Genomic DNA, 12,983 nt, shown 5'->3' with positions numbered 1-12,983 from the left:
ATGTGAGGATTGATATTCCACGCAATTTGGTAGACACAGCCTTCATGTTCCAAGCACTGCGAAGGACAACAGGTGGCACTTACAAAAAATGTGGGACTGCAATTTTTCATCGGCTCCTCCTGAATCCAACGGTGAAAATGAACAACAGATAATTTGTATTAAGCACAAATGGGGCCAATATAGATGGCATAAACACTGCAACGTTAAATACTGAGAGAATTTGATTTTTTCATTGGGAGATTGCTATGCGAATCACTGAAAACTCAGAAACAATGATCACGGACTTTGATCCGATTTCCAGCCAACCAAAATTAGAGCAGCACGCTGACTTATCGCAAATTCACATGCAATTAGCAGTATTTAACCGATCCAGACTGGATCCAAAATTACCTTCGAAAAATTGGAAACAAGAAATCGGTGAAGAGGCATTTATACGAATTTTAGAAAACGAAATGCTTCATGCGGAACTCGACGAAATTCAATCACGCTTGGTGGATATGCCCCTTGATCCAAAAAAATTTATGGAGTGGTTTGAGGAATTGCGCCTCACAGGACCTGGGCAAAATGACCCACTTTTCGATTGGCTGGAAGAGTCTGCGAACCACGAAGAAATGACTTGGTTTATTCGTCAAGAGGTCGCAGGCGAGGCTGGTTTTGAAGATCTGACGGCACTGACCCAAGTGAAGATGCCAACACGTCCAAAATTGGAACTTGCAAGAAACTATTGGGACGAAATGGGGCGAGGAAATGAAAAAGGCATGCACGGTCCCATGCTTTCAAATCTTGCCCATGAATTGCAGATTGAACCACCCTCCCTTCAAGAAACGATGCCAGAGGCAGCGGCTCTTGGAAACATCATGATGGCTATGGCCTTAAACCGCCGTTACGCTTATCACTCTGCTGGAGCTCTGGGGGTGATTGAACTGACAGCGCCAGGCCGAGCACTGAAAGTCTATCATGGGCTTAAACGATTGGGATTGAGTCCGGAAGCCCAAAGATATTATCTAATTCACTCCAGTCTAGACATTAAACATTCCGAGGCATGGAATGCGGAAGTATTGTTCCCTCTGGTGACGGAAAACCCTGCGTTGGCAAAACCAATCGCTGAAGGAGCGTTGTTAAGATTGAACGCCGGCAAACGTTGCTTTGAAAGATATCGTAAAGAGCTTTGGGGTTCTTCTCATTAACTTATAAGGTATAATATGAATAGCACAGTTTCGTATTTGATCTCCCTGTTCATTTCTTTATTTCTTGTAGGGTTTTTCTTTATCGACTTTCTTTCAAACTCTTAAATACAGGAAAGGGCCGAAGTATGAGTACTAAGAAAAATCAAAATGAAAAAACCAAAGGCTCCCAAACTCAGGAGCCAGATAAAGATCCTTACACGTCACAAGATTCAAACAGCAAAGGTGGAAAGGACGGGAACGTAAAATCCCGTTCTATAAACTTTAAAACATACAATTGACGACGGCCATCCCGATAGTCTCCCCTGGGAAGGCCGCCGTTTGCGGTACATATTTTTTAAGTGGACGGCGAAACTTGAACGTCGTTCCCATGAGGATCGGTGTGTATTCGATAACCAATTCCTCGCACAGTTTTTATAGAGACCGAGCTTTTCTTATGGGCAATTTTGTCGCGCAGGCGGCAAATAAGAACATCCACAACATTCGTGCTGGGCACAAAATTATATCCACAGATATTTCTTAGTATCTGCTCTTTGGAAATCACCTTGTCGGGATTTAAAAAGAACGTTTCTAATAAATGAAATTCGCGCTCTTGAATGTCGATTTTTTCGGTTTGATTGGTAAGCACTCGCTTAATGCGATCCAACCGTAAATCACCGCAGGATATCACCGGTGTGTTTTCGTAAGATCGCATGATTTTTGCGACCTTGATCTGAAGTTCTCCGATAGAAAATGGTTTGCAGATATAATCCTCAGCCCCATTTTTTAGCCCTTGAAGTTTTTCTTCTAAGTCCGCCACCGCGCTTAACATGATGACAGGCAAGTTCGTATAATGGCTTTTGATGTGTTTGAGTAAATCAAATCCGCTCAGGGAAGGCAGTCTTAAATCTGTAATAACAAGGTCGTAATGACGGGTGGAAAGCTTCTTCAAAGCATTTAAGCCATCATATTCCCAATCTACGGAGTAGCCATCCAACATCAAGCTGTCAGTTACAATCCTTGCAATGGCGCTGTCATCTTCGACCAATAGAAACCGCTTCGGCATACCTCGTATCCTTTCACCCCAAGTGCCTAGGAAGGCACAGTTTAAATTTTGATTAACTTTGGAGAGCAAGGTAAACGATGAAGGATACATTGAGAAAGGTTTATTAAGCCTCTTTCTGAGTCTTCATGCAATTTCACAGGAACAGGAAAACTGGTGTTACAAACGAAACATAAACACCACAAAAATTCGAACAAATGCCTAGGCCTCAAGCAGCAAATGCTGGGTGAAAGAAGAGTTAAGACCCTTGGCTATTCCTGAGTGCTCACGCGAGTATCATTGATGACAGTAAGACCCTCTGCTGCATCCTCAGCAATCTTACCAACTCGCTTTTTTTCTTCTGCAGATTTCACAGTTCCGCGTAAGATCAGCGTGCTGTGCTTTTGGATAATTCCGATATTTTGCGCAGATCGCGACAACGTGACGTCGCTTTTAAACAGCGCTTGAATGGCGTCCGTCACATCGAGTTTTTCGACAACGCTATCGGCCTTTTCAGAAATCTCTGCTTCAGGAACGGCCCTCGCACTGGTCACAAAACCTAATAAGATCCAACAAAACACAAAATACTTTATCATGTTGCTGCTCCCGGATGCTGACGAACTCCGGTGCATCCGGAGTGTATTTAAGTGTGACTTAAAAAATCCGGAATGCAAAATGATTATCTGCTTTAATAGAAAAATGCATCCAAGCATTTGCCAGTTTCATCTAAAATGACAAACCGAAGTTGTCGCCATTTTTGAATGAGAGCAATCAGGGAGATAATCGCATGATCTATGTCATCCACGATCTCTGCCGGATGCAAAGACAAGTGCTTTAGATTCTCCGGCAAGTGTTCTTTAAGACGGTTGGACTGATCTATAAAATCCCCAGGGATTCTTTCTGCAAAAATGTAAACCATGACTTAATCCCAAAAAGAGCATCCGTAAGACTTTAATTAGATTGCGTAAGTGGTCTGATTGGCGTCGCTATTTCATGCATAGATAAAACCCCACCTGTGGGAGTAAAGCGCAACATCACCCCGCCGGCACCCAAAGTCAGCGATCCTACCTTTAACTCTTCGTCCTCGAACGCTGGAAGAAAATCCATAAAGTTTTCAGGTGCCGTATCCACTGTATCGCCCGCGTATTTGTAGTCCTCGTAAATTTCCTTCATCGCTCCCATACAAACTCCTTTAAGACAGGTACCGCCCCGTCTCTACATAGTTAGTATTTACACATTATTTACACTATAACAAGCGATATGTAAATATTGTGTAAATGCGCAGTGTAAACTGGACCTCAAATGAAAAAAAGGGGCTGGTAGCCCCTTTTCCCTGTTTCATTTTTTACAACTTTATTTCTTGACGATTTTGACGCTTGAAGAGCTTTGGGAACCCACAGACGAATTCCCGATAAGATGAATCTCGCCGGCGAAGTTATCAATGCTGTCGACTCTTGAATCGACAAGATAAACAATGCCTGAACCGTGAGAGATGCTACCCACATGCCCATTTTCAATTCGCGCATTAATAGCGCCTTGAGAAATCGAATTCACATCCACATCGTGCAAGCTGATCATCGCTGCCATGTTATGGATTTCATAAATGGAACCCTTCACGCCATTCTCCGAACGTCCATAAACAGACAATTTCGAAGAAAGATCATGAAGTGAGCCGATCGTTTGCACACTCGCACAAAACACTCCCGCAAAGTTTGATACTTCAGAGATCGAGTGAGAAGCCACTTGAACCAAGGAAGCACTGAAGTTTGAAACCTTGCCAACTGCCTGAGCATTCAAACTTAAGTTTTGTAAAGAAAACGAGCTGACACTCGCAATCGATCTTGCTTGGACCGATAGGTTTTGCCCGGCACCATTACTAATAGATCCGATGCGCTCATACTGAATTTTTGATCCCGCACTATGAATCTCAAAAGATTTTTCAGGAGATTGCTGATCGGCCATGGTGTCGTAAGCAATCTCAGTCTTACCATCTAACATCGCCTGACAGAAAGCATCCGAGGTTTTATCTCCACCATCTATCATCTCGGGAATGGAAACAATGCTGTCCTCGTCGCTGGGGTCTTGCCCATCAACAACGGGGGAATAATCGGAACCATCTGTACTTTGCAGTGACTTGGGATCAAACGTGTAACTAGAAGACGGTGAACAGTTTTGAAACAAAACAACGCTGGAACCGGCTAAAACCATCAACGACAACTTTTGCAGCTTCTGAAAATTCATAGGCTCCCCTAGATACGAAGTACCCAGAACCCATCTATTGCAACCCCCGTGCTTGCCATTTCCACTGAAGTCGCAATGGATGACTAAAATCGTCGAACCTTTTAAAGCTGTCTATTAGCTTTCCAGAATAAATAAGATTAATGCAAACAGATGCCTCGCCTATAATTGTTTTGACGATTTAAAATGGAGTTCAAGCCCCTGTCGCGTGTTACTTGCCTGAGAATTCACATAAAAATGTCTCATTTTAATCCAACTCTCCGTCGACAATGTAGAACTCCTACGCACCCTCTTAGGCTGAGTTATTTCGGGATGTGAAAAACATTTTTTCTAATTAATAGCTAATAATCTGCATTCTTATATGCAATGATCTGAACGAACTCTTTCACTTCCCATTGGAAAATTTAATATGCGATCTCGTATACCGTTAAGTCTTATCTCCCTGGCCTTGGGCGGATTTGGTATTGGTCTGACTGAATTTGTGATCATGGGTCTTTTGCCTGAAGTAGCCGCTGCAATGAATGTCACGATCTCGCAAGCTGGTCACTACATTGCGGCTTACGCTTTGGGAGTGGTGGTTGGAGCACCCTTGCTTGTTCTTGCAGGAAGGTCTTATCCTCCCAAGAAACTTTTAAAGATTCTGATGATTATCTTTACCGTTTTTAATGGTCTGTCTGCCTTGGCACCAAATTCTTGGACATTCTTGCTTTTAAGATTTCTTTCGGGGCTGCCTCATGGGGCTTTCTTTGGTGTGGGTGCGGTTGTCGCTTCCCGAATTGCTCCTCCAGGAAAAGCCGCCTCCGCTATCGCCGTGATGCTGGGTGGCCTGACTATTTGCAACATCATTGGAGTTCCGCTGGCTACTTATTTAAGTCAGCTTTCTAGCTGGAGAGCCGCCTTTGGATTGGTGGCTGTGATTGGCGCTATCACGTTTACGGCGATCCATTTATGGTTGCCAGAATTAGAGCCCATCACCAAAGGGGGGCGTGCTAAAGATGAATTTGTTATCTTTAAAAACTCCAACCTGTGGTTCGGAATTGCGATTGCGTCGATTGGTTTTGGCGGATTTTTTTCTTGGTTCAGCTATATCAATCCTCTTCTGACTCATCAGACGGCGGTGGCCAAAGAGTACATCCCTTACTTCTTATCATTAGCCGGGCTTGGGATGACCGTGGGAAATTGGTTGGGCGGTCGAATGGCAGATTCGATGTCAGCACTCAAGGCGGCGGTTTACTTGCTGTTGTCTATGACGCTCGTATTGATATTGAACTCGATGCTTTCCGCTCACTTGGTACCGATGATTTTTCTGACGTTTATTACGGGCGCAAATGCCATGGCGATGGGATCACCAATACAGATTTTACTTCTGGAATCCTCCAAGGAATCCCCGCTTCTGGGATCCTCCATAGGACAAGGAGCTTTTAATATGGGAAATTCGCTGGGAGCCTTCTTAGGAGGGTTGCCTCTGGCAGCAGGCTTATCTTTCAATTCCCCATTGTGGGTCGGAACGGCATTAGCGTTCGGGGGGCTTTTAATCGCCCTTTCTTTAAAACGTCGCATCGGTGACTTTAAAGCTTCAGCCGACACCATCGCTCTTCATTAGCCATCCCGTGGGAACGACCCACGGGATCTTTTTTTAAAAAACTAGCGGGTAGCTCCTGGACTTACCAATGAATCCGTCGTTTCGCTTTGCGGGAACTCTCCGCCTTGCGTGTTCAAGGCTCTGTTTTCTTTAGAGTTGATATCACGACGGTCCGTTGTACCTAAGGCACGTCTTTGTTCTTCCGTTCTGTATGAAGAATCGTAGTTGCGGTTGTAGTTTTGATTATATGTCGAAGACTTCGATTTTGCTCTTGTGCCTTCCGCATATGAAGTGCCGGCAAGACATACTAAAGACACTGCGACAAAAATTAGCTTTTTCATGGGGATCCTCCTAAACATTTGATAATCCTATACTGACGAACTTCTGAGGTTTTTTGCAGACCGGGAGTGTATTTCATTTTATAAAACAGCGTTCTGTCATGTGATTCGACAACATTCGCGCCAAGAACCTTATTAAAATATTCTAGTATTCCAGAAAACATCGTTAAATAGATCCCGTGGAATTAACTATTCGCCAAGAACACATTGAAGATCGCGCCCAAGTTGAACAGCTGATTCAAAAAGCTTTTTTGAGGGCTGAACACACCGACGGCAACGAACATCACCTAGTGCACATTCTGCGCTTTTCGGCATCGTTTGTTCCGGAGTTATCGTTGGTGGCATTGCTTGAAGGAAAAATCGTGGGACACATTTTATTTACAAAGCTTGGTATCAACACGGGCTCTGGAAATTTCCCTAACTCACTAGCAATCGCTTCGATCGCGGTATCGCCCGATTATCAGAATCGCGGCATTGGTGGAATGATGATCGATGAAGGTCACCGCGTTGCACGGGACCTGGGATTTCATTCGGTGATTCTATCGGATCCAACGGGCTACTCGCCCCGCTTTGGATACAAGCAGGCATCGTACTGGGGCATCAAGGCCCCATTTGATATTCCCGATGAGGCCTTTTTAGCTTATGAACTCACCCCCGCTGCGTTAAAGGGAGCAAGTGGTTATGTGGAGTACCCTCCCGAATTTGGCATCTAACTGCGAAACCCTTAATTCGAAACTCCGACCGCAAGTCTCCGTAGCAATCGGAGTTTCCGATAAACCTACTGTAATTCTGTTTGAATAGTTTTGGCATCATTCAGATGATTTTGTACGTGGGTTCTTGTCTCTTCTAAATATGATTTCAATTTTGGATTCTTAGCTTGAGGGATCAGCTTTTGGTCAAGATCGTCTAGGAGTTGCTGGTGCATAGCGACCTGTGTGCCCATATAGGCCTTATCAAACTCGCCACCTTTGACCTTTTTCAGATCTTTGATTTTCTTTTTGGCGTCGTCTTTCAGCATTTTGCTTTCGTCACTATCAACCATTTTGATATCTTGGTCTTTCGAGATTTCTTTCACTTTATCGCGGTTGTCGGTGTGTTCTTTAACCATTTTTTCTGCGAAGGTTTTCACAGAATCTTTGGTCGCACGTTTTTTCGCAAGCTTTCCAGCGTCGATTTCTCCCGTATTTGCAGTTTTCATAATTTCCGTAATATGGGTGTCATCTAAGGCGAAACAATTCAAAGCAAAAAGCAGTAACGATGCGACTGTGAATAGGGATGCAGAATATTTTTTCATAAAACCTCCTGATGGTAAATCTGTGATCACTATCAACAAACCCAGCATAACACTCCAGTTATAGATCAGTAATTCTAGCTTTGATCCAGAGTTACAGAATTATTCACCCACAACTGGTTTAAAACATATTGTATTTTCCCACATCACCAAGCAGAGCATTTGGACATTTGATGAAGTTAGTTAGCCTGTGTCGTGTTCGGACTGAAACAAAGGAGTGTGAAGTGAAAAGAAAAATTCGTTATGCAGTCGTCGGTTTAGGTCACATCGCCCAAGTCGCTGTACTTCCGGCATTTAAAAACGCTCGATCCAATTCAGAACTCGTCGCTTTGGTTTCAAGCGACAAGCGCAAACTAAAATCCCTTGGAAAAAAGTATAAAGTAGAAAATCTTTTTTCGTATGAAGAATACGCTGACTTACTTAAAAGCGGACTGATCGACGCCGTTTATATCTGCACGCCGAATGTGGATCACAAACTCTATACTGTCGAGGCAGCAAACGCCGGAATTCACGTCTTGGTGGAAAAGCCACTGGCAACGACCGAGAGTGACTGCCTTGCGATGATGAACGCCGTTCAGAAAAATAAAACAAAGCTGATGGTTGCATACCGTCTGCATTTTGAGAAAGCCAATATCACCGCTTCCGAGTTGATTGCCAATGGTAAAATAGGCGAGCCACGACTGTTCAACTCCACCTTTACTTATCAGTTAACGGATCAGGATAATATTCGTCTTAAACAAGAAAAAGGCGGTGGCCCCCTCTTCGACATCGGCACATATTGTATAAATGCATCTCGTTACTTATTCAAAGAAGAGCCCATTGAAGTGTTCGCAACTGTTGCTTCTCATCCTAGGGATGACCGCTTTAAAGAGGTCGAAGAAATGGCCGCGGTCACATTGCGCTATCCCAATGCAAAACTTGCAAACTTTGTGGTGAGTTTTGGTACAGAGGCTTCGGCAAATTTTGATGTTTTCGGAACAAAAGGAGCCCTCTGCTTAGAAAATGCCTATGAATACACGGAAGACATGACTTTGACCGTCACCAAAAAAGACAAAGATCAAGTGCGCGAATATAAAAAAAGAGATCAGTTTGCACCTGAAATCGTCTATTTCAGCGAATGCATTCTAAATAACAAAAACCCAGAACCCTCTGCCTTAGAAGGTCTTGCAGACGTAAAAATATTGAATGCGATCTTTAAATCCGCACAATCCAGAAAAGCTGTCAGCCTTGACCAAACCAACAAACGCTCCCGACCTCACAAGGGCCAGATGATTATGCGCCCGCCCCACAGAAAACCAAAAACTGTGAATGTTCAAAGCCCCCACAATTAATCGGAGATGCACATGAATATTTTTGATTTTATTTCAACTCAACATATGCAAACGACGCAAAAGGCAGAGTTAATTAATAGGCTTGTCAGCTCTGACCAAAGCAGCCGTAAGATCTTCACCAAGGACTTATACCGCCACTTGGAAGATCTATTTCAAGTGGAACAGCTTTCCTTTTATCTGCCTTTATTAAACACGATGAGCTACAGTGAAATCACCGAAACATCGTTAAGTCACCAGCGCGATATTCTGAACAGTATAAAACTCCTGCAACATCAAGAAGGTCAAGACGCCAGCGACACACTCCTTAGAATTTGCGCTCATCTAAATTTGTACCAATCAAATCAGCAGGCCTTTTTGATTCCTGTGATGCGTAAGCAACTTAATGAATCCCATGCTCTGCAACTGGGACAATTTGCTCACAATATTTTTGAACAATTGCAAATCGGAGTCGGCATTCGCGAGGCCTATGATAACGCAAGTCATCTGGTTCCGGCACATTTAGCCCCCAATACAAAAGGAAAGTTAAAAACCTTATGTGAAAATGCGCCATTTTAGAAAAATAGAAACTAGGGTCTAATATGCAAATGGAGGGGTATTCCCCTCTCATCTGCGTACGCCTTCATCTAGTGTATAGACTTTGTTTTACCAGCGGAACCATCGCGTTTAGCTCCTAGGTCCGCACCTGTCGTTGGATCTTTGAGACTTGATTCTGTACGTTTCTGTACATTCATTGCCAAGGCTTCCTCTTCAGGTTCTAAGACAACACTGGCCATACCATCGCCGCCATCAACCGCTTGCATTTCTTGATACTCTTCCACAAATTCCCATTGTTCACCTTCGTTCCAAGGTCCACGAGCATTCCCCGCACCTTGAGACAAGTCATAGTACTTGTTCGAGAACTCTGGTTCTCCTGGTAATTTTCCTGGAGGGAAATTTTCCTTGATTGCATAAAGGGCTTTTTCAAAGGCTTTTTGATGGGCCACTTCACGGGTCATCAAAAACTTCAACGCATCTTTAATACCAGGATCGTCGGTTACATTTATCAACCGTTCATAGACGATTTTAGCGCGGGCTTCTGCTGCGATGTTCGAGCGTAAATCGGCTGTAGGCTCCGTGATAGTATCGATATAGGCTGCGGTCCAAGGTACGCCCGCGGAGTTCACAAGCGCCGCTCCTCCGCCGTAAAGCAAGCTCGTCGTTTGGCTTTCCCCACCTTGGTTTAACTCTCTTAAAAGCATTCCCTCTTCAAGACCTTCGGCGACTTTTGCTTTCACACCGGCGTTTAACATACACACAATGCTGCCAATCACTTCAAGATGCGACAGTTCTTCGGTCGCGATATCCATCAGCATGTCTTTGCGCTTTGGATCGACATCTGCAAGTCCTTGAGTGAAATAGCGCATAGCTGCCGCCAACTCACCTTGAGGACCACCGAACTGTTCTAACATCATGCCCGCTAGCACAGGATTTGGTTCCGAAACCCTTACTGTATACATAAGTCGTTTATTATGCATAAACATTTTAACCTCCTTCTGAACAGACAGTCTGCACCTGATCAGTTACCGCTACCATCACGCCATAGATGGTTTCTTTAAAGTCTATATTTTTAGGATTTGATAATTTACAGAGCGACTTCACGCCGTTGGATTAGAAAAAAAGACGTCACCTTAGTGCCATAAAATATCTAAGGTGACGGATGAATTTTAAGACATATTCAAATGGATTATCGAGTTGTACCACTACCAGAATCGGAAGAACTGCCGCTACCACTTTTGAGAAGTTGAACTGGTACCAGTCGTATTTCTTTGTTGATCAGTTCTGTACTGAGAACTATCAGCGGCAAAACTTACATTGGTTAAAGCGATCACGATTGAAACAAGAATCGTTTTTTTCATAAAACCTCCGGGTTTAAGTTGCCTCCAATGTGTCTGAAACAAAATTGATTTTATAGACCTAGTTTTAAAACGCTTTTAAAAAACATGATCACGTAAGCTGGTGTGTTTCAGCATGCGCATCCATTATTTTCTCAAAAATGACGGAGCATTTGGCATTATTCCTTCTTAAAAGGAGTACGACATGCAGAATCGCCCGCCTCGAGAACAACGTTTTGATAGCACATGGGATTTTATGTCACGCCCTTACGAATTTATTTCAACCGTTTGCAGAAGAAATAACAGTCCAGCGGTTGACGTACGTCTCATGCTGAAAAAAACAACGGTCATCTCAGGGCCCGGAGCCGTGAGATTCTTTTATGATCCTCAGAACTTTATTCGCAAAGGTGCTATGCCCGAACCCGTTCGCGCCACACTTCTGGGAAAAGGAGGCGTTCAAGGGACCGACGGCGAAGAACATAAGAAACGCAAAGAACTGTTTATGTCATTTATGACACCCGAACAAGTTCAACATCTTTCGCATCTTTTCGACGACGCTTGGACATCGCGAATTCCAAGTTGGTCACATGAAAAGGAGATCGATGTCTATCAAGAGCTTCTCGATCTTTTGGTCATCTCTGGATGCGAGTGGGTCGGTGTTCCCTTAACTGCACAAGAAAAACCAAAAAGAACTGCTGATATGCGTGCACTGTTTCAATACGCAGCTTCGCCGATCGCCAAACATATGAAATCTCGTCTCGCACGTTGGAGATCACGAAAATGGATTGGTCAGATGGTTCGCGATATACGTCGCCAAAATTTAGGAGCCGCGGCGACGCCCTTGCAGAAAATCGCGCTGTACAAGGACTCGCAAGGAAACTTTTTGCCTGTGCCTCACGCGGCGGATGAGGTTTTAAATTTGATTCGTCCTATCACGGCTATTTCCGTTTTTATGATTTTTAGTTTACATGCAATCACCTTTTATCCAGAACAAGCCCAAAAGCTACAAACTGAAGCCTCATATCTAGATCTGTTCGTTCAAGAGGTCCGCCGTTTTTATCCATTCTTCCCTGCGGTATCTGCGGTCAGCAGACGCGATTTGTATTTCAATGGTTACTTTATTCCACAAGGACAAAGAGTCATGTTAGATGTCTATGGCATCAACCACGATAAAGATTTCTGGTACCAATCCATGACCTTTAATCCAGAACGTTTCCGCGAAATACCTTGGCAGGAGATCGAAAACTTTATCCCTCAAGGTGGTGGTAATTATCGCACAGGTCACCGCTGTCCCGGCGAAGCTATCACTGTGGAGCTGATGAAAGTGGCCCTTGATTTTTTTACTCGCAGACTTATGTTCAAAATGGATCTTTCCGATCCAAGGTTGGCACTGAGTGAAATGCCCCCACTTCCAGTTCATGCGATAAAATTGCAAGACGTTACTTGGAAAAATCAAGCGGGTAACGTCGGCACGCAGTTCTCGTCACTACTGAACCATTAAAGAATTAAATATCCCAGGCAGAATAGGAACTGAATGAACGCGTCGGCAATGTAGATTTTAGAAATTCGACCTTTGAGAGCATAACTTAGATCAATAATAATAAAAGCATCTGCACTGGCCATTCCTATCAAACGCACCAGAAAGTAATCTTCCTGACGAAGGCCGTAAACAAGAACGATCGCGATGACAACGGTCAAAAGCCCCACCATCTGCACCAACCACCAGTCCACTTTCGGACCCGTGGTTGCTTCAAAGGACCTGCGATGAATTAAAGGCCAAACACCTGTTATCAGAAAATATCCGATTTGAAGACACGCCAAAACAATCATTCGATCCGTGCTATTCGTTTTCGGGCTTTAGATTTTTATCCATATTGTTCGGCATTCCACTTCCCTGTTCCGGAGTTCCCGTATTCACCCCACGCTCCAGATCCGGACGGTTCTGTTTTTTTCCTTTTTTACGATTCCCTTGCGATTTTTGAGCCTGATTTTCGTACATCTCCGGTGAAGACCCTGAACGAGCCGATTTTTCTGAGTGCCCTTCATTCGCAGACACAGACATCGCTATCGATACCAGTGCGCAAAACAACACGTATTTCATTTCAACCTCTTTTGATTTAATAACAT

At 43.9% G+C, this 12,983-nt stretch carries 18 protein-coding genes; 7 read left to right on the top strand and 11 right to left on the bottom strand.

What is annotated here, in order from left to right; genetic code table 11:
• The first annotated feature begins 245 nt into the window (after positions 1-245).
• The gene (locus B9G69_RS12560; RefSeq protein WP_217897674.1) at positions 246-1,187 is read left to right on the top strand and encodes an iron-containing redox enzyme family protein; all 942 of its coding nucleotides are present in this window, start codon (positions 246-248) and stop codon (positions 1,185-1,187) included.
• A gap of 125 nt (positions 1,188-1,312) precedes the next feature.
• The gene (locus tag B9G69_RS12555; protein ID WP_176400918.1) at positions 1,313-1,465 is read left to right on the top strand and encodes a hypothetical protein; all 153 of its coding nucleotides are present in this window, start codon (positions 1,313-1,315) and stop codon (positions 1,463-1,465) included.
• 56 nt (positions 1,466-1,521) lie between these two features.
• Here the strand turns inward: B9G69_RS12555 and B9G69_RS12550 are convergent, their stop codons facing one another.
• The 5 genes from B9G69_RS12550 to B9G69_RS12530 all read right to left on the bottom strand — a co-directional run bounded on the left by B9G69_RS12550 (position 1,522) and on the right by B9G69_RS12530 (position 4,446).
• Complete coding sequence (locus tag B9G69_RS12550) at positions 1,522-2,319, bottom strand: response regulator transcription factor (protein ID WP_088614799.1); 798 nt, start codon at positions 2,317-2,319, stop codon at positions 1,522-1,524.
• A 158-nt stretch (positions 2,320-2,477) separates the two neighbouring features.
• Positions 2,478-2,801: a hypothetical protein gene (locus tag B9G69_RS12545; RefSeq protein WP_088614800.1), complete on the bottom strand. Its 324-nt coding sequence runs from the start codon at positions 2,799-2,801 to the stop codon at positions 2,478-2,480.
• Between the two features lie 92 nt (positions 2,802-2,893).
• Positions 2,894-3,124: a hypothetical protein gene (locus tag B9G69_RS12540; RefSeq protein ID WP_088614801.1), complete on the bottom strand. Its 231-nt coding sequence runs from the start codon at positions 3,122-3,124 to the stop codon at positions 2,894-2,896.
• A 32-nt stretch (positions 3,125-3,156) separates the two neighbouring features.
• Positions 3,157-3,387 (bottom strand): hypothetical protein, encoded by a 231-nt coding sequence (locus tag B9G69_RS12535; RefSeq protein ID WP_088614802.1) that lies wholly within the window; start codon positions 3,385-3,387, stop codon positions 3,157-3,159.
• A 171-nt stretch (positions 3,388-3,558) separates the two neighbouring features.
• Positions 3,559-4,446, bottom strand: a complete 888-nt coding sequence (locus B9G69_RS12530; RefSeq protein ID WP_088614803.1) for a hypothetical protein — start codon at positions 4,444-4,446, stop codon at positions 3,559-3,561.
• Positions 4,447-4,852: 406 nt separating this feature from the next.
• Here B9G69_RS12530 and B9G69_RS12525 point away from each other — a divergent pair, with 406 nt between their 5' ends.
• Positions 4,853-6,046, top strand: coding sequence for an MFS transporter (locus B9G69_RS12525; RefSeq protein WP_088614804.1), 1,194 nt, complete (start codon positions 4,853-4,855; stop codon positions 6,044-6,046).
• A gap of 41 nt (positions 6,047-6,087) precedes the next feature.
• Here B9G69_RS12525 and B9G69_RS12520 read toward each other — a convergent pair whose 3' ends face one another.
• On the bottom strand, positions 6,088-6,366 hold the full coding sequence (locus B9G69_RS12520; protein ID WP_088614805.1) for a hypothetical protein: 279 nt from the start codon (positions 6,364-6,366) through the stop codon (positions 6,088-6,090).
• A gap of 176 nt (positions 6,367-6,542) precedes the next feature.
• Between B9G69_RS12520 and B9G69_RS12515 the strand changes: the two genes are divergently transcribed.
• Entirely contained in the window at positions 6,543-7,076 is a 534-nt protein-coding gene (locus tag B9G69_RS12515; RefSeq protein WP_088614806.1) for a GNAT family N-acetyltransferase, read from the top strand.
• A 65-nt stretch (positions 7,077-7,141) separates the two neighbouring features.
• Here B9G69_RS12515 and B9G69_RS12510 read toward each other — a convergent pair whose 3' ends face one another.
• Entirely contained in the window at positions 7,142-7,657 is a 516-nt protein-coding gene (locus B9G69_RS12510) for a DUF4142 domain-containing protein (protein ID WP_176400920.1), read from the bottom strand.
• 221 nt (positions 7,658-7,878) lie between these two features.
• Here B9G69_RS12510 and B9G69_RS12505 point away from each other — a divergent pair, with 221 nt between their 5' ends.
• Both B9G69_RS12505 and B9G69_RS12500 read left to right on the top strand, forming a co-directional pair.
• The gene (locus tag B9G69_RS12505; protein WP_217897675.1) at positions 7,879-8,985 is read left to right on the top strand and encodes a Gfo/Idh/MocA family protein; all 1,107 of its coding nucleotides are present in this window, start codon (positions 7,879-7,881) and stop codon (positions 8,983-8,985) included.
• A gap of 12 nt (positions 8,986-8,997) precedes the next feature.
• On the top strand, positions 8,998-9,540 hold the full coding sequence (locus tag B9G69_RS12500; RefSeq protein WP_088614809.1) for a hypothetical protein: 543 nt from the start codon (positions 8,998-9,000) through the stop codon (positions 9,538-9,540).
• 68 nt (positions 9,541-9,608) lie between these two features.
• Here the strand turns inward: B9G69_RS12500 and B9G69_RS12495 are convergent, their stop codons facing one another.
• Together B9G69_RS12495 and B9G69_RS12490 are read right to left on the bottom strand one after the other, a co-directional pair.
• On the bottom strand, positions 9,609-10,505 hold the full coding sequence (locus B9G69_RS12495) for a manganese catalase family protein (protein WP_088614810.1): 897 nt from the start codon (positions 10,503-10,505) through the stop codon (positions 9,609-9,611).
• Positions 10,506-10,748: 243 nt separating this feature from the next.
• Positions 10,749-10,880: a hypothetical protein gene (locus B9G69_RS12490; RefSeq protein ID WP_254916799.1), complete on the bottom strand. Its 132-nt coding sequence runs from the start codon at positions 10,878-10,880 to the stop codon at positions 10,749-10,751.
• Between the two features lie 181 nt (positions 10,881-11,061).
• Here B9G69_RS12490 and B9G69_RS12485 point away from each other — a divergent pair, with 181 nt between their 5' ends.
• A complete protein-coding gene (locus B9G69_RS12485) occupies positions 11,062-12,357 on the top strand; it encodes a cytochrome P450 (protein WP_088614811.1) in 1,296 nt (431 codons plus the stop codon).
• Here B9G69_RS12485 and B9G69_RS12480 read toward each other — a convergent pair.
• Both B9G69_RS12480 and B9G69_RS12475 read right to left on the bottom strand, forming a co-directional pair.
• Positions 12,354-12,686, bottom strand: a complete 333-nt coding sequence (locus tag B9G69_RS12480; RefSeq protein ID WP_088614812.1) for a hypothetical protein — start codon at positions 12,684-12,686, stop codon at positions 12,354-12,356. The two genes, B9G69_RS12485 and B9G69_RS12480, sit on opposite strands and share 4 nt — an antisense overlap.
• 10 nt (positions 12,687-12,696) lie before the next feature.
• Complete coding sequence (locus B9G69_RS12475; RefSeq protein WP_088614813.1) at positions 12,697-12,957, bottom strand: hypothetical protein; 261 nt, start codon at positions 12,955-12,957, stop codon at positions 12,697-12,699.
• Between the last annotated feature and the right edge of the window lie 26 nt (positions 12,958-12,983).

It is taken from the genome of Bdellovibrio sp. SKB1291214, from assembly GCF_002209355.2.
Classification (GTDB): domain Bacteria; phylum Bdellovibrionota; class Bdellovibrionia; order Bdellovibrionales; family Bdellovibrionaceae; genus Bdellovibrio.
Note: the sequence above shows the minus strand (reverse complement) of the source record. Positions and strands in the feature narration are given on the sequence as shown.